General features: G+C 60.7%; 15 protein-coding genes, 1 tRNA gene and 1 riboswitch. Of the genes, 14 read left to right on the top strand and 2 right to left on the bottom strand.

Annotated features, from left to right (window positions below; translation table 11 throughout):
- Positions 1–137: 137 nt before the first annotated feature.
- The gene (locus DW003_RS01900; protein ID WP_117821081.1) at positions 138–1,160 is read left to right on the top strand and encodes a YitT family protein; all 1,023 of its coding nucleotides are present in this window, start codon (positions 138–140) and stop codon (positions 1,158–1,160) included.
- Positions 1,161–1,310: 150 nt separating this feature from the next.
- Positions 1,311–2,609, top strand: a complete 1,299-nt coding sequence (locus DW003_RS01895) for a zinc-ribbon domain-containing protein (RefSeq protein WP_158573169.1) — start codon at positions 1,311–1,313, stop codon at positions 2,607–2,609.
- A 140-nt stretch (positions 2,610–2,749) separates the two neighbouring features.
- On the opposite strand, the gene DW003_RS01890 is transcribed toward DW003_RS01895, so the two are convergent.
- A complete protein-coding gene (locus DW003_RS01890) occupies positions 2,750–4,213 on the bottom strand; it encodes a M20 family metallopeptidase (RefSeq protein ID WP_118387206.1) in 1,464 nt (487 codons plus the stop codon).
- 168 nt (positions 4,214–4,381) lie between these two features.
- Between DW003_RS01890 and DW003_RS01885 the strand changes: the two genes are divergently transcribed.
- From DW003_RS01885 to DW003_RS01830, 12 genes are all read left to right on the top strand, one after another.
- Positions 4,382–6,019: an amidohydrolase gene (locus DW003_RS01885; RefSeq protein ID WP_233545444.1), complete on the top strand. Its 1,638-nt coding sequence runs from the start codon at positions 4,382–4,384 to the stop codon at positions 6,017–6,019.
- Between the two features lie 906 nt (positions 6,020–6,925).
- Positions 6,926–7,219, top strand: a complete 294-nt coding sequence (gene groES, locus DW003_RS01880; RefSeq protein ID WP_022094351.1) for a co-chaperone GroES — start codon at positions 6,926–6,928, stop codon at positions 7,217–7,219.
- 96 nt (positions 7,220–7,315) lie between these two features.
- Entirely contained in the window at positions 7,316–8,953 is a 1,638-nt protein-coding gene (gene groL, locus DW003_RS01875) for a chaperonin GroEL (protein WP_022094352.1), read from the top strand.
- A gap of 394 nt (positions 8,954–9,347) precedes the next feature.
- A riboswitch (FMN riboswitch) is annotated at positions 9,348–9,540 on the top strand.
- Positions 9,541–9,545: 5 nt separating this feature from the next.
- Positions 9,546–10,136, top strand: a complete 591-nt coding sequence (locus DW003_RS01870) for an ECF transporter S component (protein ID WP_055252299.1) — start codon at positions 9,546–9,548, stop codon at positions 10,134–10,136.
- A complete protein-coding gene (locus DW003_RS01865) occupies positions 10,133–12,037 on the top strand; it encodes an energy-coupling factor transporter ATPase (RefSeq protein ID WP_233545443.1) in 1,905 nt (634 codons plus the stop codon). The genes DW003_RS01870 and DW003_RS01865 overlap by 4 nt, the downstream gene beginning before the upstream one ends.
- On the top strand, positions 12,037–12,837 hold the full coding sequence (locus tag DW003_RS01860) for an energy-coupling factor transporter transmembrane protein EcfT (RefSeq protein ID WP_118387204.1): 801 nt from the start codon (positions 12,037–12,039) through the stop codon (positions 12,835–12,837). Before DW003_RS01865 ends, DW003_RS01860 begins: the two co-directional genes overlap by 1 nt.
- 30 nt (positions 12,838–12,867) lie before the next feature.
- Complete coding sequence (locus tag DW003_RS01855) at positions 12,868–13,314, top strand: pyridoxamine 5'-phosphate oxidase family protein (RefSeq protein ID WP_118387202.1); 447 nt, start codon at positions 12,868–12,870, stop codon at positions 13,312–13,314.
- Positions 13,315–13,368: 54 nt separating this feature from the next.
- Entirely contained in the window at positions 13,369–13,779 is a 411-nt protein-coding gene (locus DW003_RS01850; RefSeq protein ID WP_118387200.1) for a pyridoxamine 5'-phosphate oxidase family protein, read from the top strand.
- Between the two features lie 257 nt (positions 13,780–14,036).
- Positions 14,037–15,107, top strand: coding sequence for an N-acetyl-gamma-glutamyl-phosphate reductase (gene argC / locus DW003_RS01845; protein ID WP_118387198.1), 1,071 nt, complete (start codon positions 14,037–14,039; stop codon positions 15,105–15,107).
- Positions 15,108–15,241: 134 nt separating this feature from the next.
- On the top strand, positions 15,242–16,510 hold the full coding sequence (gene argJ / locus DW003_RS01840; RefSeq protein ID WP_187361871.1) for a bifunctional glutamate N-acetyltransferase/amino-acid acetyltransferase ArgJ: 1,269 nt from the start codon (positions 15,242–15,244) through the stop codon (positions 16,508–16,510).
- 81 nt (positions 16,511–16,591) lie between these two features.
- Positions 16,592–17,572 carry an acetylglutamate kinase gene (gene argB / locus DW003_RS01835; RefSeq protein WP_118387195.1) on the top strand — a complete coding sequence of 327 codons (981 nt, stop codon included), beginning with the start codon at positions 16,592–16,594 and terminating at the stop codon, positions 17,570–17,572.
- A 69-nt stretch (positions 17,573–17,641) separates the two neighbouring features.
- Entirely contained in the window at positions 17,642–18,925 is a 1,284-nt protein-coding gene (locus tag DW003_RS01830) for an aspartate aminotransferase family protein (protein ID WP_118387193.1), read from the top strand.
- Positions 18,926–19,537: 612 nt separating this feature from the next.
- Here DW003_RS01830 and DW003_RS01825 read toward each other — a convergent pair.
- Positions 19,538–19,613 (bottom strand) — tRNA-Val (locus tag DW003_RS01825).
- Positions 19,614–19,800 lie beyond the last annotated feature (187 nt).

Raw genomic sequence — 19,800 nt, 5'->3', positions numbered from 1 at the left:
CAAAAGCGTGGCCGGCCGTTATTTGTATGCCCCCCGATGTAGGCATACCGCTCGTCTAACTAGGGGTTGCAATCGTCGCGTTCCGCGTTACCCTAATGGGCGCATTGTTTCCAAATTGTTAACGAGGGGTTGCCGTAATGGCTGACGAGCACGAAACAGAAAGCAAGGCATGGGCGATTGAGGCCGCCGCGGCAGAGGCGGCATCGCGTGCTGCCGAGGAGGTGCATCGTCCTCCCGTGGTGCCGATGGAGCGCGTGGTTGATCGCACCGATATCGAGCGCGGCGAGCGTGCCGGTCAAAAGCGCAGCCAGGAGCCGGGCTTCCCGCGCTTTTTTGCCGAGCTCAATCTGGGCCTGATTCTTACGGCCTTCGCCATCGTTGCGTTTAAAACCCCTAATCACTTTGCTTTTGGCGGCACCTCGGGCGTGTCGGTCATTTTGTCCACGCTGTTCCCGACCCTGCCCGTCGGCGTCTTTATGTGGATTATTAACGCGGTTCTCGTCGTTTTGGGCTTTATCTTTTTGGAGCGCAAGGCAATCCTGTGGAGCGTCTTCGCCTCGTTTGCGCTGTCCGCCTATGTTTCGCTGTTTGAGCTCTTTATTCCGACCGATGTCTCGATGACGGGCGATATGTGGCTCGACCTGTGCTTTGCCGTCATCTTGCCGGCGCTCGGCAGCGCTATTGTCTTTGACATCGGCGCCTCGACGGGTGGCACGGACATTCTTGCCATGATCCTCAAGCGCCGCACGACGCTCGAGATTGGTCGCGCCCTGCTGCTGGTCGATATCGGCATCGTGACCATCGCGGCCTTTTTGTATGGCCCGCGTGTCGGTCTGTACTGCGTGCTCGGCCTGTTTGCCAAGACGCTTGTGGTCGACAAAGCCATTGAGAGCATTCATCTGCGCAAAGTCTGCACGGTCATTTGTTCCGAGCCCCTTAAGGTCGAGGAGTTTATCGTCAAGCATCTCAACCGCACGGCGACCATCAGCCGCGGCTACGGTGCCTTCTCGGGCAAGTGCGTGACGGTGATCATGAGCGTGCTGAGCCGTCGCGAGGCCGTGCAACTACGCCGCTATGCGCGCGAAGTCGATCCGGGTGCCTTTATCACGATTGTCGACAGCTCCGAGATCGTCGGCAAGGGTTTCCGCGGAACGAACTAACGCGGTCGAGCTTATCAAACAATCGAATAGCGCCCTGCGCATTGCAAATGCGTCATGTTGGAGTATTTGTCCCCACATTGGGTGATAATGATGCCAAAGACATCGTTTGCGATCCAGATGATTCGCTCAAGATACGAAGGGATGATCTCGATGTTCTGTTCGCAGTGTGGTGCCCCCATGGGCGACAACGATAAGTTCTGTGGTGCGTGTGGTGCCCCCAATGCCGGTGCCGCAGCCTCTGCCCCTCAGGGTCAGCCCCAGCAGTTTGTTCCGCAACCGCCCGTGGCGAATGCGTCCAAGGGCTGTGTGGCTCAGGCGTTTGAGGACATGACCAAGACGCCGGGCGTGCTGCAGCGCGTGTGCCAGATCGCCTTTTTGCCGGCGCTGATTTGTGTTGTGTCGGTGCTCGTGCTGTTCATTCCCGTTATCGGCGGTATCGCGGCTGCCATCGGCTTTTTGGCAGCTTGCATTGCGAGCGTGTGTGGTTCCGGCTTTGGTATTGAGTGGGGTCGCGATCTGTCGCTCAAGGTTGATGACGGTATGGATCGTCCACTCATGCGTTCCACGTCGTTTGGCCTCGGAGTCTTTTCGAGCGTTATCTCGGTCGTGCTCGAGGTTATTGCTGCCATTCCCGTTATCGGTGTAGTGCTTTCGCTGGTGGAGAGCGTGGTAATTGGCGCCGCGGGTTCGTATTCATATTACGGCTCTTATGCACTCGAGGCAGCGCTGTTCGGCTCGCTTGGCCTGCTTGTCCTGGCTATGATTGCCACGGCGGTCTTGGGGGTCTTCTTTAAGATGTTCGCCGACATTGCCGTGATGCACTTTGCGGTGACCGGTCGTGTCGAGAGCGCGTTTTCGCTCGATAAGGTCTGGGCGGCCTTTAAGCACAACAAGACCAAACTGTTCTGCGCTTCGTTCCTTCCCGAGTTTTTGACGGGCCTGGTCGCCAACGTTGTCACATGGATCCTGACGCTCGTCTTTGGCACCATTGCCTCTGTCGGTATGTATAGCTACTACTACCGTCCTTCGGCTATTGAGGCGCTTGTTACCGGCGGTGGCATCACGCTCGTATTGTTCTTGGTGCTGACGGCGTTTGTCACGGTATTCCTCACGGTCTTTGGCAAGATGCTCAAGCATCGTGCCGTTGGCTATTGGGTAGCGCGTTATGCAGCTGAATGGGCTGATGAGGATAAGGATGACGTCCTGACCTTTGTGCTGCCGTTTGAGAAGAAGTCTGCTCCGGCTGGTTTTAGCGCCGACGCAGCGCCCGTATCCGATTCCGCTGCGGCGCCCGAGTCCGAGCCCGCGCCCGAGCCCGAGCCCGCGCCTGAGCCCGAGCCTGCGCCTGAGCCCGAGCCCATGCCGGAACCGGAGCCCGAGCCCATGCCGGAACCGGAGCCCGAGCCCGAGCCTGCACCAAGCTCCGACGAGGACCCGCAGGACGAGTAGCCCTGCCGCCTGCCATTTGGGGACGGGGTAGAAACGGTAGAAATAGCGCTTGACAAATGAGCGGGGGCGGACGTGTCGAAACGTCCGCCCCCGCTTTGATATCGCGATGTGGCTATGACTGCGAGATGGCCGCGAATCGACTACTCGCCGCGCTTCTCCTCGCGGCGAGCGGCGGCACGTGCATCGTGGATGCCCTTGATCGCGGCATGGCGTGCCGTGCGGGCGTCATGGATGGCGTCGCGAGCCTCGGCGGTCGTTGCCTTGGCAGAGCGCAACTTGGCGGCCAGGTCGGGGTTGGTTTCGGCGACCGCGGCAATCGTGGGGCCGTCGAGCTCCTCTTGCGTGGGCTCGGCCAAAAAGTCGATGGCATACTGGGCGGCCACCATGGAGCCCTTTGCCAGCACAGTCTCGTCGATCTTGTAGAAGCAGGAATGTTGGGCGTACGTGGCACCAATCTTGGGGTTGCGCGTACCTACAAAGGCGAGCACGCCCGGTACACGGCGCAGGTACTCCGAAAAATCCTCGCCCGAAAGTGTGCCGCGATAATGGCCTTCGCCGGCTGCACCCAGGCACTTGACCACGGCCTGACGACAACGCTCGCTCGAGGCGGCTTCGTTTTCGACTTTGTAGTTGGCGATGGTGTAGTCGGTGAGCTTGGCTTCGGCGCCCAGGGCTGCCGCGGTATGCTCCACGATGCGGCGCATGAGCTCCGGCATTTCCTCGTGGGTCGAGTCGCCGTAGGTGCGCACCGTGCCGGCGAGGTAAGCCGTGCCGGCGATAACATTGCGCGCGGTGCCGCCATGCAGCTCACCGACGGTGATAACGGCCGGCTCGTAGGGGCTAATCTCGCGCGAGACGATAGTCTGCAGTGCGTTGACGATCTCAGCGGCAACCATAACGGCGTCGTGGCCGCGCTGGGGCATAGCGCCGTGGCACGAGGTGCCGCGGACGTCGATGCGGAACCAGTCGGTATTGGCCATGCGCGGACCGGGCTCGCAGCTTACGGTGCCGGCGTCAACCTCGCTCCAGATATGCGCGGCGTAGGCACCATCGACGCCGTCGAGCACGCCCGTGCCGATCATGAGCTTGGCGCCCTGGCCGTTTTCCTCGCTGGGCTGGAAGACGATGCGGACTTCGCCGTGGATGTCGTCGGTCATATGGCGCAGGATTTGCAGCGTGCCGAGCATCATGGCGATGTGGCAGTCGTGGCCGCAGGCGTGCATGCAGCCTTCGTTGACGCTGGCGAACTCCTCGCCGGTCTGCTCGGTGACGGGCAGGGCGTCGATGTCGGCGCGCAGCAGGATGCGGCGGCGTGGCGTGCCGTCCTCGCGATAGGCGTCGGGCGCGGTGCCGCGAAGGGTCGCCACAAGGCCCGTCTTAAGGGGACGCTCGTAGGGGATATTCATGGCGTCGAGCTGGTTGGCGATGTCAGAAGTCGTGCGCTCCTCGGCAAGGCTCAGCTCCGGGTGCTTATGGAAGTGGCGGCGCTGCTTGATGATATAGGGTTCAAACTCTGCGGCGATATCCTGAATGGCTGCGGTGACGTCGTCAGCCGCTCGTACCTCGGTTGCCGCCATAATCTGCTGTGCCTTGGTCTTCGTCATGGTCGATTTGCTCCTTGCTGTGCCATCGCGCAATTCGTACAAGCTCTCTCCAGTATGCCACCTGCCACTTGGCCTGGCAAAGATGCCGTTTGCCGCTTGGCGTTTTGTAACAGGGGCGGGGGAGTACACTCGGGAGTGTTGAATTTCCTGCCAGAGACGGGGATGCCCATGCAACATATCGATCGGATTATCCGCTCCAAGAACGTCTTTACCGCGCAAGACGGTATCGATACCGCCCGCGAGCTGGCGATTGCCATTGCAGGCGACCGTATCGTCGCGGTCGGTGCGCCCGATGACGTGATTGCCGCCGCTCCTGCCGCCACGTCGGTTATCGACTACGGCGAGCAGTTTGTCTGCCCCGGTTTCCATGACGCTCATCTGCACTTCTTCCATACCTCGGTCGGTTCCTCGCCGTACATGCTCATGGATATGGGCACGTCCGAGGCGGCGCTGGTACAACACGCGCTTGAGTTTTCCCAGGACCTGCCCGACGACGCTTGGGTTGTAACGCAGGGTTGGCGCGACTACCGCTGGGACCCGCCCGAGCATCCCACTAAGGCGTCGCTCGATGCGGCATTTCCCGATCGTCCCTGCGTTATGTACTCGGGCGACGGGCACACGCTGTGGCTCAACAGCCGCGCACTCGAGGCGCTCGGCGTTACGCGCGACAGCGAGCCTCCGGTGGGTGGCAGTTACGACAAAGATGCAAATGGCAAGCTTACGGGTATCGCCCACGAGGCGGCTGCTATGCAGCTGCTGCCGCGCTGCCTGGAGTGGCTGGGCGAGGACCGCATCGCGAGCGCTTACGCCGACCAGATGAAGCGTATGGCCGAGCAAGGCATCACCTCAATCTGCGATATGTCGCTCATGCCCATGCCGGGCTGCGACTTTATTCGCGACGATGTTTACGAGAAGCTACAGGCCTCCGGCAAGCTGGGCATCCGCGCCCATCTGTTTCCCACGCTGCTGGATGACCAGTCGCGCTTGGAAGAACTCCAGACCCGCTACGCGAACAACGCGCTGCTCTCGGCGCCAGGCTTTAAACAGTTCTTCGACGGCGTGTCGAGCGAGCATACCGCATACCTCACTGAGCCCTATACCAACCCGCGCTTCCCGGGCGACCAGGGCCGCCTGACGGTCCCTGTCGAGCGTATGCGCAAGTTGGTTTTGGCGGCAGCCGAGCGTGACCATACCGTGCGCATCCACGTCATCGGCGACGGTGCCATCCATGCCGCACTCGATATCTTTGAGGAGGCGGCAGAGCTCTACGGCTTGCCCCAGCACGGCCATAATACGCTTGAGCATTTGGAGAATCTGCTGCCCGAGGACATCGATCGTCTGCGCAAACTCAACGTCATTGCCTCGAGCCAGCCCTGTCATATCACACTCGACCCGGGTGGTCCGGAGCGCGACCTGGGCTTGGAGCGTAGCCGCATCATGTGGCCGTTTGCGACCTATAAGCAGCGCGGCATCCGCCAAGCCTTCGGCACCGATAGCCCCATCACAGCTGTTACCAGCATGAACGTGCTCTACACGGCTATTACGCGCCAAGACCCCCGCAGCCACTGGCCCGAGGGCGGCTGGTTGCCGAGCGAGCGTATCGATGCGGCAACGGCTCTGCGCAACTACACCCTGGGCAGCGCCTATGCAGCGGGCGACGAGCAAAACCTCGGCAGCCTGGAGCCCGGCAAATACGCCGATCTGGTAGTCCTGGACCAAAACCCGCTCACCGTTGACCCCCAAGAGCTCCAGGTCACCAAAGTTCAGGCCACCTACCTGGCGGGCAACATGATTTACGAGCGCTAAGTATTCATGCCGTACCGTTAAACGCGGCTCGGGCAGCCTATTTTGGGATGGCGCTCGAGCCGCGTTTGTTTGCCTATGGGGTCCGTTAGGAGCGCCCCCGCTCTGCTTGATTTGGGCGCGGGGCGGAGGCGCCGCTGCCCCGCGCTCAATTTGGACATCAGTAATGCCGTCTCTTGGTGTTTTGCATACTTCCCATTGCAGATTGCATAAAAAGGTTGGATTGATTTTTCTGGTCCTGATGTACCCCCGCCTGGGCCGTGCAAAAAACGGAGTATTCAGCACCGCAAGCCCCGCCGGTGCCGCTACAGTCAGGTAGCATCGCGGAGCTCGACGTTATTTTGCGGTCCGGTGCGGCGCGAAGCAAGCCTTTTTGTCCTGACGGGGTTTGTCTGCCGACTCAAATCGCCGGTCGAAGGCGTCCTTGGGACCAATATGGTTTGTCCGGCGCGTATGCAGCCGTCCTGGCCTGTTGAATACTCGAAAAAATGCACGGTGCTCCCCAGGGGACCCGTGTGCGCGGCGAAAACCATGCCCATGTCGCTATCCGCATCGCCATTTTGCTGCACTGACTTTTCCGAATGCCGGGCCCGAATTAGTCAACCTGGCTCCCGGGGCGGACCGGAGGGCATGAAGTTTGTCGCGAGTTCCGCACGCAAAGGAAAGCACTTAATGTGCTTTCCGTCTTGCGCAGGACTGTAGAGCAGCAAACTTCATGCCCTCCGGTCCGCCCCGGGAGCCACCGCTAAGTTATCCCCCGGCATTCAGAAAATCTAAGTGCCAAAAAATAAGATTTTTTGACTCCGTGTTGTATAACCCGCCATTCGTGGGTACCATTCAACGCGTACGCAAACAAAAAGGGTTAATTCGCGTGGCATAACCACGCGGCCCAAAAAGGAGGAGACAAGCATGTCGTCTTTGAAGCCGCTTGCAGATCGTGTTCTGGTCAAGCCCGACGAGGCCGAGCAGAAGACCGCTTCTGGTCTGTATATCGCCAGCAACGCTCAGGAGAAGCCGCAGCGCGGCACCATCGTTGCCGTTGGCGCCGGCAAGGTCAACGACAAGGGTGAGCGCATCCCCATGGACGTCAAGGTCGGTGACGTTGTCATCTACGGTAAGTTCGGTGGCAACGAGGTCAAGGTCGACGGCGAGAAGTATCTGCTGATGCGCGCCGACGACATCTACGCCGTCGTCGAGGCCTAGTCTCGTCAGAATCTCTGATTCGTCTTTGAACGCGCCCGCCGCATAGGACTCGGAAGCGGCGACGCGAGTCACATTTCTTTTGGAGGATTACCTACCATGGCAAAGAACATTACGTTCAACACCGATGCCCGCGCTAAGCTCGCCAAGGGTGTCAACACTCTGGCCGACGCCGTTACCGTCACCATGGGCCCCAAGGGTCGCTACGTTGCTCTGCAGCGCACGTTTGGTGCCCCGACCATCACCAACGACGGCGTTTCCGTCGCCAAGGAGATTGAGCTCGAGGACAACATCGAGAACATGGGTGCCCAGCTGGTGAAGGAGGTCGCCACCAAGACCAACGACACCGTGGGTGACGGCACCACCACCGCAACCCTGCTCGCTCAGGCTATCGTCAACGACGGCCTGCGCAACGTCGCCGCTGGCGCCAACCCGCTGGCCATCCGTCGCGGCATCGACAAGGCCGTCAACGCCGCCGTCGCCGAGATGAAGAAGCAGGCCAAGCCGGTCGAGACCAAGGAGCAGATTGCTTCCGTCGGTACCATCTCCGCCGGTGACCCCGAGGTCGGCGAGAAGATCGCCGAGGCCATGGAGGTCGTGGGCAAGGACGGCGTCATCACCGTCGAGGATTCCCAGACGTTCGACATCACCATCGACACCGTCGAGGGCATGCAGTTCGACAAGGGCTATGTCTCCGCTTACTTCGTCACGGATAACGACCGCATGGAGGCCGTGATGAAGGATCCGTACATCCTCATCACCGACCAGAAGATCTCCAGCGTCCAGGACATCATGCCTGTTCTCGAGGCTGTCCAGCGCGCTGGCCGTGGCCTGCTCATCATCGCTGAGGACATCGATGGCGAGGCTCTGCCGACCCTCGTCCTCAACAAGATCCGTGGCGCCCTCAACGTCTGCGCCGTCAAGGCCCCGGGCTACGGCGATCGCCGCAAGCGCATCCTGGAGGACATCGCCGTCCTCACCGGTGGCCAGGCTGCTCTGGACGAGCTGGGCGTGAAGGTCGCTGACATCACCGCCGATATGCTCGGTACCGCTAAGTCCGTCACCATCTCCAAGGACAACACCGTCGTCGTCGGCGGCGCTGGCTCCAAGGAGGCCATCGACGCCCGCATCGCTCAGATCAAGGGCGAGATGGAGAACACCACCTCTGACTTCGACCGTGAAAAGCTCCAGGAGCGCCTGGCCAAGCTCTCCGGTGGCGTTGCCGTCATCAAGGTCGGCGCTGCTACCGAGTCCGAGCTCAAGGAGATCAAGCATCGCGTCGAGGACGCTCTGCAGGCTACCCGCGCTGCTGTCGAGGAGGGCATTGTCGCCGGTGGCGGCGTCGCCTTCATGGACGCTGCTCCTGCACTCGACGCCGTTGAGCTTGACGACCCTGAGGAGAAGATCGGTGTCGACATCGTCAAGAAGGCTCTGACTGCTCCGGTCGCTACCATCGCCAAGAACGCTGGTTTTGAGGGCGCTGTCGTGGTCGACAAGGTTGCCGAGCTGCCCGCCGGCCAGGGTCTCAACTCTGCCAACGGCGAGTGGGGCGACATGATCGAGATGGGCGTCCTCGACCCCGTCAAGGTCAGCCGCGTCACCCTGCAGAACGCTGCTTCTGTCGCCAGCCTGATTCTCATCACCGAGGCCACCGTCTCCGATGTGCCCAAGAACACTCAGCTTGAGGACGCTATCGCTGCTGCTACCGCTGGTCAGCAGGGCGGCGGTATGTACTAAGGCCGACAAGGTCTAGAACTCCCACCGGGAATCCGGGGGCGTGACGGGGTTTCTCTCCGGAACGTCCTCGGACATGCAAAGAGGCTCCGCATCGCGCTTCGTGCTGCGGAGCCTCTTTGCGTCCTGCGGAATGTTCCGGAGAGAAACCCCGTCACGCCCCCGGATTCCCTGCGTTTACGGCCTTGAGGTCGGCGGGCGGAGAAGGACGTGGTTGTGGGGGATGCGTGTCCCGGTCGCTGTTTCGCGGCTCTGCCGCGAAAGGCGCGCTACTTTGGGGCGGATGGAGGACGTGGTTGTTGCGCTAACTTGTCCCTACCGCATTTCTGGAGCGTTTCCCCACCACAAATTACCCTTGGCATACTTGCGCGAACGATTGCTCGTGCTACACTTGCAAGTGCTGTTTCAGGGCGGGGTGGAATTCCCCACTGGCGGTAAATCGGGCGGTGCCAAAGGGGTGCCGCGGAGCAGGCGAGATGCCTGCGGCCGAGCCGATGAGTCCGCGACCCGTGTGTGCGTTGGTTCGCATGCCGGCTGAACTGGTGAGATTCCAGTACCAACGGTTAGAGTCCGGATGAAAGAGGCAGGTGATCTTATGTCTGAACAGTCGCAGCATATCCATTTTGAGAACACGAATAGGTGGAGCACCAAACAGCTCGTTACCATGGCGCTGATGTGCGCCTTGGGCGCCCTGTTTATGTATGTGCAGCTGCCCATCCTTCCTTCGGCGCCGTTTTTGACGTATGACCCGTCGCTGGTGCCGGCGATGGTGTGCGGGTTTGCGTATGGTCCTGGTGCCGGCACTGCTGTTGCCGCCATGGCGATCGTTATCCATGCGCTCACCACGGGTGACTGGGTCGGCGCGCTTATGAACCTGGTTGCCACGCTGGGCTACATTCTGCCCGCGGCTATCGTCTACCAGAAGATGCATACCTATAAGGGTGCCGTGATTGGCCTGGTGCTCGGCGTCATTGCCGCTACAGCGCTGTCTATGGTCGCAAACCTTACCATTGGCGTATGGTTCTGGTATGGCTCGGTCGATGTGATCGCCCCGCTCATGATTCCTGCCGTACTGCCGTTCAACCTTATCAAGACCGTGCTTAACTCGGTGTTGACGCTTGCGGTGTACAAGGCGGTCTCCAACCTCATCACGCCTAAAAAGGACCAGGTCAAAGGCCGCGCATGATTGAGTGTCGGGGCGTTTCCTTTAGCTATGACGGTGCCGTACCGGCGCTCGACGGCGTCGATCTGAATATCGAGGACGGCGAGTTTTTCTGCATTCTCGGTGGCAATGGGTCGGGCAAGTCGACGTTTGCCAAGCATCTGAATGCGCTGCTGCAGCCCGATGCGGGCACGGTACGCATCAACGGCATGGATGCGTCCGATCCCGAGCTGGTCTACGACATCCGCTCGACCGCGGGCATGGTATTCCAGAATCCCGATGACCAGCTGGTGGCAACGCTTGTCGAAGATGACGTTGCGTTTGGTCCTGAAAACCTTGGCGTGCCATCGGCACAAATTGCGCAGCGCGTACGCGAGGCGCTGAAGGGCGTGGGCCTGGTGGGCTTTGAGCGCCGCGAGACCCACGCGCTTTCGGGCGGCCAAAAGCAGCGCGTGGCGCTTGCCGGTGTGCTCGCCATGGAACCGCGCGTGCTCATATTGGACGAGGCTTCCTCGATGCTCGATCCGCGTGGACGCAAGGGCCTCATGAAGGCTTGCCACGCGCTCCACGATTGCGGCATGACCGTCGTGATGATTACGCACTTTATGGAAGAGGCCGCCGAGGCCGATCGTGTCGCGGTGTTTCGGGCAGGGCGCGTTGCCATGCTCGGTACGCCCGAGGAAATCTTGACGCGGGCGGACGAACTCGCGCGGCTGAACCTGGATATGCCGGCATCGTGCTGTCTTGGCAGGGCGCTTCGCGCGAAGGACGTGCCCATTTGCGCACGGGTGCGCGAGGCGGATATGGTCGCCGATATAGCGCAGACTTATGCCGAGCGGAGTGGGACAGGCATCGCCGGGCGGCCTTTCGCATCCGATTCTCGTATTCCCGACAACGTCTCCTCTGCAATCGATGGCGCAGACGCGCTGGAGCCCGTCATCGAGATTTCGCACCTTTCGTATAGCTATTCGCTGAGCGCCCGCGAGCGCCGTCGCTGGCGCAAGCGCTCGGCCACTACGGACGCATCGAGTAAACAGGCTCTGTGGGGCAACGATCCAAACAGCCCCTGGGCGTTGCGCAATGTGTCGCTAACGGTGCGTCGTGGTGAGTTCCTGGGCCTTGCGGGCCATACCGGTTCGGGTAAGTCGACGCTGGTTCAGCATCTCAACGGCCTGATTCGTCCCCAGGAGGGATTCGTTCGCGCGCTGGGGCTCGATCTGTCAAACAAGAAAGACGCCGCCGCGGTTAAGGCCAAGGTCGGCGTGGTGTTTCAATATCCCGAGCGTCAGCTGTTTGCCGAAACCGTGACGCAGGACGTGGCGTTTGGCCCGCACAACCTTGGCTTGCCGCAAGATGAAGTCGACCGTCGCGTCGAGTCGTCGCTCTCGCGCGTGGGCCTCGACCTTTCCACGGTCGGCGACAAGAGTCCCTTCGAGCTTTCGGGCGGTCAGCAACGGCGCGTGGCATTCGCCGGCGTGCTCGCCATGGAGCCCGAAGTCCTGGTGCTCGATGAACCCATGGCGGGGCTCGATCCGGCTGCGCGCAGGGATTTCCTTGAGCTTATCGATCGACTTCACCGCGATGGCCTGACCGTTGTCATGGTTTCGCACAGCATGGATGACCTGGCAAATTGTTGTGACCGTATTGTTGTGATGAACGAGGGCGCGGTGTTTGCCGAGGGAACGCCCGTGCAGGTTTTTGCGCACGCGAACGAGCTCAAGTCGATCGGCCTGGGCGTTCCTGCCGCCCAGCGCATGGCGCTGGCGCTCGCGCAAGCCGGTGTGCCGCTCCGCTGCGACAAGCTTTATACGGTTGAGGCGCTGGCCGACGAGCTGGCCGGCTTGCTGCTGGGCTGCGCGGACGTGCCTTTGAGGGTTCCGTGTCAGGCTGGTTCCAAGGCGCCCACGCGAGAGGAGGGCTACTAATGGAGGCGTTCTCATTTGGCAGCTACTATCCCGGGGATAGCGCGGTGCATCGCCTGGATCCGCGCACTAAGCTGCTCCTAGGTTTCGCATTTCTGATCACTGTGCTCACTGTCGGGATCTTCCGCGGGTTGGTTCCGGTCGCAATGTTTGTCGTGCTGGTCTATGTCGCAGCCCGAGTGCCGTTGCGCCGGGTCCTATCATCGATGGCGCCACTGCTGGCGATTGTCGTAGTGGTCGCGGTACTCAACCTGTTTTCCGACCAGAGTGGCCGCACCCTGTGGCAGCTTGGCTTTTTGCAGGTGAGCGAGGGCTCGCTGCGTTCTGCGGCGTTTATGGCGTGCCGTCTGACCCTGATGATGGCCGGCATGAGCGCCATTACACTCACCACGCCGACGCTCGACCTCACCGCGGGTTTTGAGCGCCTGCTCGCACCATTTGCGCGCGTGGGGCTTCCGGCGCACGAGCTCGGCATGATTATGGGTATCGCGCTGCGGTTTATGCCGCAATTTGCCACCGAGATGAAACAGACGGCGGACGCGCAGGCAAGCCGCGGTGCACGCGTAACGGGTGGCCCGCTCGGCGGCGTGCGTATGCTCGGCAGTGTGGCGATTCCACTGTTCACGGGCGTGTTCCGTCATGCCGAGACGTTGTCTGCCGCCATGGATGCACGCTGCTATCACGGCGAGCAGGGCCGCACGCGCCTGCATGCGCTTGCATTTCGCCGCGGGGATGCGCTGGCTGCGGTGGTGACGGCGCTGCTGGTGGTATGCGTTGTCGTTATCAATCTTCAATTTGTCTAAGCTCGATTCGAGCGCAAGAAAGGGGTCTCTATGACCGACATCGATCGCACGGCTCAGCTCGAGCGCGTCTGCTCGTATCTCAGGCGCATTCCGGCGTGGTATCTTGCTACGACCGATGCGAGCGACGGGCATCAGCCCCGCGTGAGGCCGTTTTCGTTTGCCATGGTCGATGACGGCAAGCTGTGGTTTTGCACGTCGCGCGACAAGGACGTGTGGGCGGAGTTGAGCGCGAATCCCAAGTTTGAGGTATCGGGCTGGAAGCCGGGGGAGTGCTGGATCGTGTTAACCGGTGAGGCCGCGCTCGAGGACGATGCAGTCGTGAGCGACAAGGTGCGCCAGGCGGGCTTTAGGCACATGGTGGGCATTGGCGAGCAACACGATAGCGCCAACGACGGTCGCCTTGCATTCTTCTCGGTCCGCAACATCGCCGCACGGTTCTGCGATATCGACGGCAGCGAAGAGCGCCTCGAGCTCTGATTTCCCAAATTGACTACCCATTGCAAAAAGACTGGTCAGGCGACAGGAGGAAACGTGGACGGATTGAATACGGTGCTGGAGTATCTGACGTCGGTGCCGGCGTGGTATCTGGCGACGAGCGTGGACGGGCAGCCGCATGTGCGTCCGTTCTCGTTTGCACAGATTCAGGACGGCAGGCTGTGGTTTGTGACAGCGCGCACCAAAGATGTGTGGCAGGAGCTGCTGCAAAACCAGCGCTTTGAGGCCACGAGTTGGTGGCCGGGCCACGGTTGGTTGATCCTGCGCGGGCGTGCGGGACTGGAAGACCGGGCTTCGAGCGAAATGCGCGAAGCCGGGTGGAAGCATCTAGAGCGCCTGGGCGAGCACTATGAGGGGCCTAACGACCCCACGCTCGTCTTCTTTAGCGTCGAGGATCCCGAGGCTTTTATCTGCAATCACGACGAATGGGTGCCGGTCGAGCTCTAGCCAGCTGGCTTATCCTAACAACTTGGTTTTCGCATGGGCGGGCCCCGTATTGCCCGGCGCCGTTAGGAGCGCCGGTCAATACGGGGCCCGCTCCATTTGTCAATTCCTTCAAGCGAATGTGTCGGGAATGTTTCAATGCATGAATATGCAAGCCATTTACGTGTTAATGCATCTTTTGGTGCTAAAGTTTCAACCCACTTCATAACGACCGCTGCGAAATGCGCATCGGTGCATAAATCGCAGACAAGGAGTCTGATATGTCTTTGAAGGTTGGAATCGTCGGCGCGGCTGGATATGCCGGAGCCGAGCTCATTCGCCTCGTGCTCGGCCATCCCGAGTTTGAACTTGTTGCCATTACGTCCAACGCCGATGCCGGCCAGCCGTTGTCTGCGGTGTACCCGAGCTTCACCGGCGTAAGCGATCTTGTCTTCACGACGCATGATGCCCCCGAGCTCAAGAACTGTGACGCGGTATTTTTGGCCGTGCCGCACACGGCTGCCATGGCTCAGGTGCCCGCCCTGCTTGCCGCGGGAGTCTCCTGCATTGACCTCTCGGCCGACTATCGCCTGAGCGATCCGGCCACCTTTGAGGCCTGGTATGCCGCCGAGCACACGAGCCCCGAGTTGCTCAAGACCCGCGCCTTCGGTCTGCCCGAGCTGTTCTGCCAGGACTTAGAGACCGCTGCTTCCAACCATGCCGCTGGCAGGCCCGTGTTGGTCGCCTGCGCCGGCTGCTATCCCACCGCAACGAGCCTTGCTGCCGCTCCTGCCGTGCGTGCGGGCTGGGTGGCCGAGAACGGTCCCGTGATTGTCGATGCCATTAGCGGCGTGACGGGCGCCGGTAAGTCCTGCAACGCCCGCACCCATTTTTGCAGCGCCGACGAGAACTTGGAGGCCTACGGCGTGGGTAAGCATCGTCACACGCCCGAAATCGAGCAAATCCTTGGTCTAACAGATCGCGTCGTCTTTACCCCGCACCTGGCACCGCTCAAGCGCGGCCTGCTTTCCACGGTGACGCTGCCGCTCACGCCGCAGGCCATCGACTCCCTGGCTCTTGAGGATGTCGTCGACTATTACAAGCAGTTCTACGCTGGACGCACCTTTGTGCGCGTGCTCGATGCCGACCAGCAGCCCAAGACGGCTTCGGTCGTCGGCACCAACGCCGCCCAGATTGGCCTTGCGTTCAACAAACGCGCGGGCGTGCTGGTGGCGACGGGCGCCATCGACAATCTGTGCAAGGGCGCTGCGGGCCAAGCGGTCCAGTGCGCCAATATCGTCTTTGGCTTTGACGAGCGACGAGGCTTGCCCACAGTGGCGTGCCCGGTGTAGCACATTCGATTGTTAACGATTTGGTAGTCGGGCATCGAGTGGGGCGCCACTCTTAAGCTGGTCTCATGATCACGACTGGCATGGCGCACCAACCGATGTCCGTTTTTTGTTTGACATAAGGAGTCATAAAGACGATGAATACCGAGCTGTTTGATATCAAGATTCGCGCCGTCGAGGGCGGCGTTACGGCTGCGGCTGGTTTTAAGGCTGCGGGCATCCATGCTGGGTTCCGCAAGAACCCCGAGCGCCTGGATTACGCGCTCGTCGTGCCCGATAAACCCTGTCCCGGTGCCGGCGTGTTTACCACCAATCGCTTTTGCGCGGCGCCCGTGCAGGTGAGCCGTGCCAACCTGGGCGGTGCCGACAAGGGCTACGGAACCATCGCCGGCGTTTCGGTCAACTCTGGCAATGCCAACGCCGCCACGGGTGAGACCGGCCTTGCATGCGCGCGCGAGACGTGCAGCATCGCATCGCAGGTCATCGGCTGCGAGCCCCAGCAGATCCTAGTTGCATCCACAGGTGTGATTGGACAGATTCTGCCCATCGACACATTTGAGACGGCCGTTCCGTCCGCCTTCGAGGCGCTCTCTGCCCATGGCGGTGCCGATGCCGCTCGCGCCATCATGACGACCGACACGCACTCCAAGGAGTACGCCGTATCCTACGTCAGTGAGGCTGCGGGTCATGCGGGCAATGTCTATACGGTAGGCGGAATGTGCAAGGGCTCGGGCATGATCATGCCCAACATGGCCACCATGATCGCAGTTATCACCACCGATGCCCCCGTCGAGCCTGCGGCACTTCATGCCCTGCTGCTCTCGACCGTCAAGCAGACCTTTAACAAGGTAACGGTCGATTCCGACACCTCGACCAACGACACCTGCATCATGCTTGCCTCCGGCGCCGCTGCCGCAGATGCCGAGCCTATCGTCGAGGGCTCCGATGCCTTTGACGAGTTGGCATTTGCCGTGCACGAGGTGTGCGAGAGCCTGGCGCGCAATATCGCCGCCGATGGTGAGGGCGCATCCAAGCTCGTTACGGTCAACGTTACCGGCGCCGCCAACGACGAGGAGGCCGATATCGCCGCCCGTGCCGTTGCCAACTCGCCGCTCGTTAAGACCTGCATCGCCGGCCACGACTGCAACTGGGGCCGCGTTGCTATGGCGCTTGGCAAGTGCGGCGTGAAGTTTAATCAGGAAGACGTTTCCATCGACATGATGGGCATGCCTGTCTGTCGCGACGGTCTGACTGTTCCCTTTGACGAGGACGAGGCTCTACGACGTTTCGAGGCGCCCGAGATCGTGATCTCGGCCGACCTGGGCGCAGGCGACGCGGCAACGACCGTGTGGACCTGCGACCTCACGCACGAGTACATCTCCATTAACGGCGACTACCGTTCCTAGATTCCAGGCACGCTGCGCATCTTGCCGCGATTGCGGACAGCGGAGCACGGCGCGATAACGATACGAAAGACGAGGCAGATTATGAAATTCGCACGCGATTGTCGTTCGAGCGAATCCAACGAAGCAACCGCGCAGCTGCTGTTCGAAGCGCTGCCGTGGATTAAGAACCTGACCGGCAAGACGGTTGTTATCAAATATGGCGGAGCCGCCATGGTTGATGAGCAGCTGCGCCGCGACGTGATGAGCGACATCGTTTTGCTCAAGATCATCGGTATGCGCCCCGTCATCGTGCACGGCGGCGGCAAGGCTATCAACGAGGCGCTGAGCCATTACGATATTCCCGTCGAGTTTAAGAACGGCCAGCGCGTGACCACGCCGGCGACGATGGATATCGTGCGCGAGGTGCTGGGCGGCAAGGTTAACCAGGAGCTGGTTGCTGCCATCAACCACCACGGCAACCTGGCCGTGGGCGTGTCGGGCAGCGATGCCGGCACGCTCATCGCCGAGCCGCTCGACCCCGAGCTCGGTCGCGTGGGCAAAGTGACGCACGTCAACACCGACTATATCGAGCGCTTACTCGATAGCGAGTACATCCCCGTCATCGCTACCGTCGCGGCGGGGGAGGACGGCGGTTTCTTCAACATCAACGCCGATACCGCCGCCGGTGCCGTTGCGGCAGCGCTCCACGCGCACAAGGCGATCTTTTTGACCGACGTCGACGGCCTGTACAAGGACTTTAGCGATAAAGACTCACTCATCTCCAACCTAACACTCGACGAGGTTAACGAAATGCTCTACGGCGGCGAGGTCGATAAGGGCATGATTCCCAAGCTGCACGCGGCCGTCGATGCGCTTGCCGGCGGCGTATTTCGCGCTAACATCATCAACGGCACCACGCCGCATTCGCTGCTGCTGGAGCTGCTGACCGATGCCGGCGTCGGCACCGTGATCCATTCCACCGAGACGGCTTACGAGTTCGATACGCATCCGCATCCGCTTTCGACGTTTGCTGCGCGTCTGACCGAGAACCTCGACGAGGTCGAGAAGCTTCAGACGGTCTAACTGACTCGCAGCCGCCCCATTCCTGCACCCATAGGCCTGCGCCGTCTGGCGCCCAACGAAAGGCATCCCATGTCACTTGCAGCTCAGCAATCGCTTGAATCCCATTACGTTATGCATACCTTTGGCCGCTCTCCGGTCGAGTTTGTCGAGGGTCACGGCATGAAGCTCACCGGCGACGATGGCCGTGAGTACCTCGACTTTCTTGCCGGCATCGGCGTGTGCAGCCTAGGTCATGGTGACCCGGCCGTGCTCTCGGCGCTCGAGGCACAGACCAAAAAGCTCATGCATGTCTCCAATTACTTCTACATCGAGCAGCGTGGGCAGGTCGCGGCGCTGCTGTCCAAGCTTGCCAACGACGACTTAGATGGTGCACGCGTGCTTGCCGATGCCATTGCCGCCGGCGATGAGACCACGGCAGCTGCTCTTGGTGCCCCGGCTGCGGATGAGCAGGTTTGGGAGACCTTCTTTGCCAACTCCGGCGCCGAGGCCAACGAGGGCTCGATGAAGCTCGCGCGCCTGTACGCCAAGCGTGCCGGTAACGGCGGCAACACTATCGTGTGCATGCGCGGCGGCTTCCACGGCCGTACGCTCGAGACCATTGCCGCCACCATGCAGGATTGGCTGCAGGATAGTTTCCGCCCGCTGCCGGGTGGCTTTGTGGCCTGTACGCCCAACGATATCAATGAACTGCGTGCGATCTTTAAGCAGCTGGGGAGCGAAATATGTGCCGTGATGCTCGAGCCGATCCAGGGTGAGAGTGGCGTGCACCCCATGACCGAGGAGTTTATGGCGGCAGCGCGCGACCTGGCACACGAAGTGGGCGCCGTGCTTATCGCCGACGAGGTCCAGTGCGGCATCTTCCGCTGCGGCAAGCCGTTTGCATTCCAAACCTATGGCGTGGAACCCGGCATCATGAGCCTTGCCAAGGGCATTGCTGATGGCGTGCCCATGGGTGCCGTCGTAGCAAAGAAGGAGATTGCCGACGTGTTTAAGCCGGGCGACCACGGTTCGACTTTTGGCGGTAGCTGCTTGGCCATCGCGGCGTGCGCCGCGACGCTCTCCGCGCTCGTGCACGGCGATTATGCCGACCATGTTGCCAAGGTAGGCGCCTATATGGAGGCAAAGCTCGCCAAGCTGCCGCACGTGACCGAGGTGCGTGGCCGCGGCTTGATGTTCGGCTGTGATCTGGATGATGCCGCGGGCGACGCGCATGATATTGTTGCCCGCGCGCTGGCCGCCGGTGCCGTGACTAACGCTACGGGTGCTCATACGCTGCGTTTCCTGCCGCCGCTCGTCTGCGAGGAATCCGACGTGGACAGTCTGATCGAGATCCTGTCGGACGTTTTGGCCTAACACAGCGAAATAACTTAACTTTGACCGGGTTCCGGACTGCGGACGTGCCCTATGTGGCATGATTCAGCGGTCTGGAGCCCGTTTTGCCTTAGATTTGCTAAGGCGGGGAGACCTGCTGGTCAAAAAACATCAAATATGAGTACTGTTATCGATTTGGTAGCAGCAATTTTGGACTAATAAGGCCAGATAGCTAGTCGAAATGGCGATGAATGTACGATTTTGATCCAATTGTTAGTCCTTATAATGGACATATGTTGCGTAACTTAAGCAAATACTATCTTTTGATATGTTGTAAGCAAGGTAGCAGTACTCATTTTTGCCATTTTCTGGCCACGGCCTTTGTGACAGACGTGCTGGTGGGTTCGAATCCCATGCGCTGGGCCTGAAAAAAGGAAAGGCCTCCATCGCTGGGGGCCTAACAATTCAGTGGTGGGCGATGAGGGATGTCGCGTGCGGCTGACGCCGTCCGCTCTCGCTTCGGGCCTACGGCCCTCGCGTGCTGCGCTGGAAAACGCTTCGCGTTTCCTCAGCTCCGCACCCTTTCGGGTTCGAATCCCTCTGCGATGGGCCCAAAAATGAAAGGCCCCCATAGCTGGGAGCCTATCAAATCAGTGGTGGGCGATGAGGGATTCGAACCCCCAGCCTTGTGCGTGTAAAGCACCTGCGCTAACCGTTGCGCCAATCGCCCGTGCGGAGAGAGTATAGCAAAACAATCGCCTCATTCATCTCATATCCATTAAAGGTAACCGTCGCGTGTCACAGCGGAGCTGATTCAGTTGAGATTGCCTGAACATTCCGCCCCTCTTTACGCCCTCGGGTATACTCAAAAGCTACTGATTCGATTTGATGCCCAGCAACAGCAGAGGGGATAGTAT

It is taken from the genome of Collinsella sp. AF36-3AT (assembly GCF_003475205.1).
Lineage (GTDB): Bacteria > Actinomycetota > Coriobacteriia > Coriobacteriales > Coriobacteriaceae > Collinsella > Collinsella aerofaciens_AF.
The sequence above is the reverse complement of the archived record's forward strand: the minus strand, read 5'-3'. Positions and strand labels throughout refer to the sequence as shown.

Coding starts and splice junctions, on each gene's coding strand:
- DW003_RS01885 (WP_233545444.1), top strand. CDS start 4,382: ATGCAACATATCGATCGGATTATCCGCTCCAAGAACGTCTTTACCGCG.
- DW003_RS01900 (WP_117821081.1), top strand. CDS start 138: ATGGCTGACGAGCACGAAACAGAAAGCAAGGCATGGGCGATTGAGGCC.
- DW003_RS01870 (WP_055252299.1), top strand. CDS start 9,546: ATGTCTGAACAGTCGCAGCATATCCATTTTGAGAACACGAATAGGTGG.
- DW003_RS01865 (WP_233545443.1), top strand. CDS start 10,133: ATGATTGAGTGTCGGGGCGTTTCCTTTAGCTATGACGGTGCCGTACCG.
- DW003_RS01855 (WP_118387202.1), top strand. CDS start 12,868: ATGACCGACATCGATCGCACGGCTCAGCTCGAGCGCGTCTGCTCGTAT.
- argB (WP_118387195.1), top strand. CDS start 16,592: ATGAAATTCGCACGCGATTGTCGTTCGAGCGAATCCAACGAAGCAACC.
- argJ (WP_187361871.1), top strand. CDS start 15,242: ATGAATACCGAGCTGTTTGATATCAAGATTCGCGCCGTCGAGGGCGGC.
- DW003_RS01830 (WP_118387193.1), top strand. CDS start 17,642: ATGTCACTTGCAGCTCAGCAATCGCTTGAATCCCATTACGTTATGCAT.
- DW003_RS01890 (WP_118387206.1), bottom strand. CDS start 4,213: ATGACGAAGACCAAGGCACAGCAGATTATGGCGGCAACCGAGGTACGA.
- DW003_RS01895 (WP_158573169.1), top strand. CDS start 1,311: ATGTTCTGTTCGCAGTGTGGTGCCCCCATGGGCGACAACGATAAGTTC.
- groL (WP_022094352.1), top strand. CDS start 7,316: ATGGCAAAGAACATTACGTTCAACACCGATGCCCGCGCTAAGCTCGCC.
- argC (WP_118387198.1), top strand. CDS start 14,037: ATGTCTTTGAAGGTTGGAATCGTCGGCGCGGCTGGATATGCCGGAGCC.
- groES (WP_022094351.1), top strand. CDS start 6,926: ATGTCGTCTTTGAAGCCGCTTGCAGATCGTGTTCTGGTCAAGCCCGAC.
- DW003_RS01860 (WP_118387204.1), top strand. CDS start 12,037: ATGGAGGCGTTCTCATTTGGCAGCTACTATCCCGGGGATAGCGCGGTG.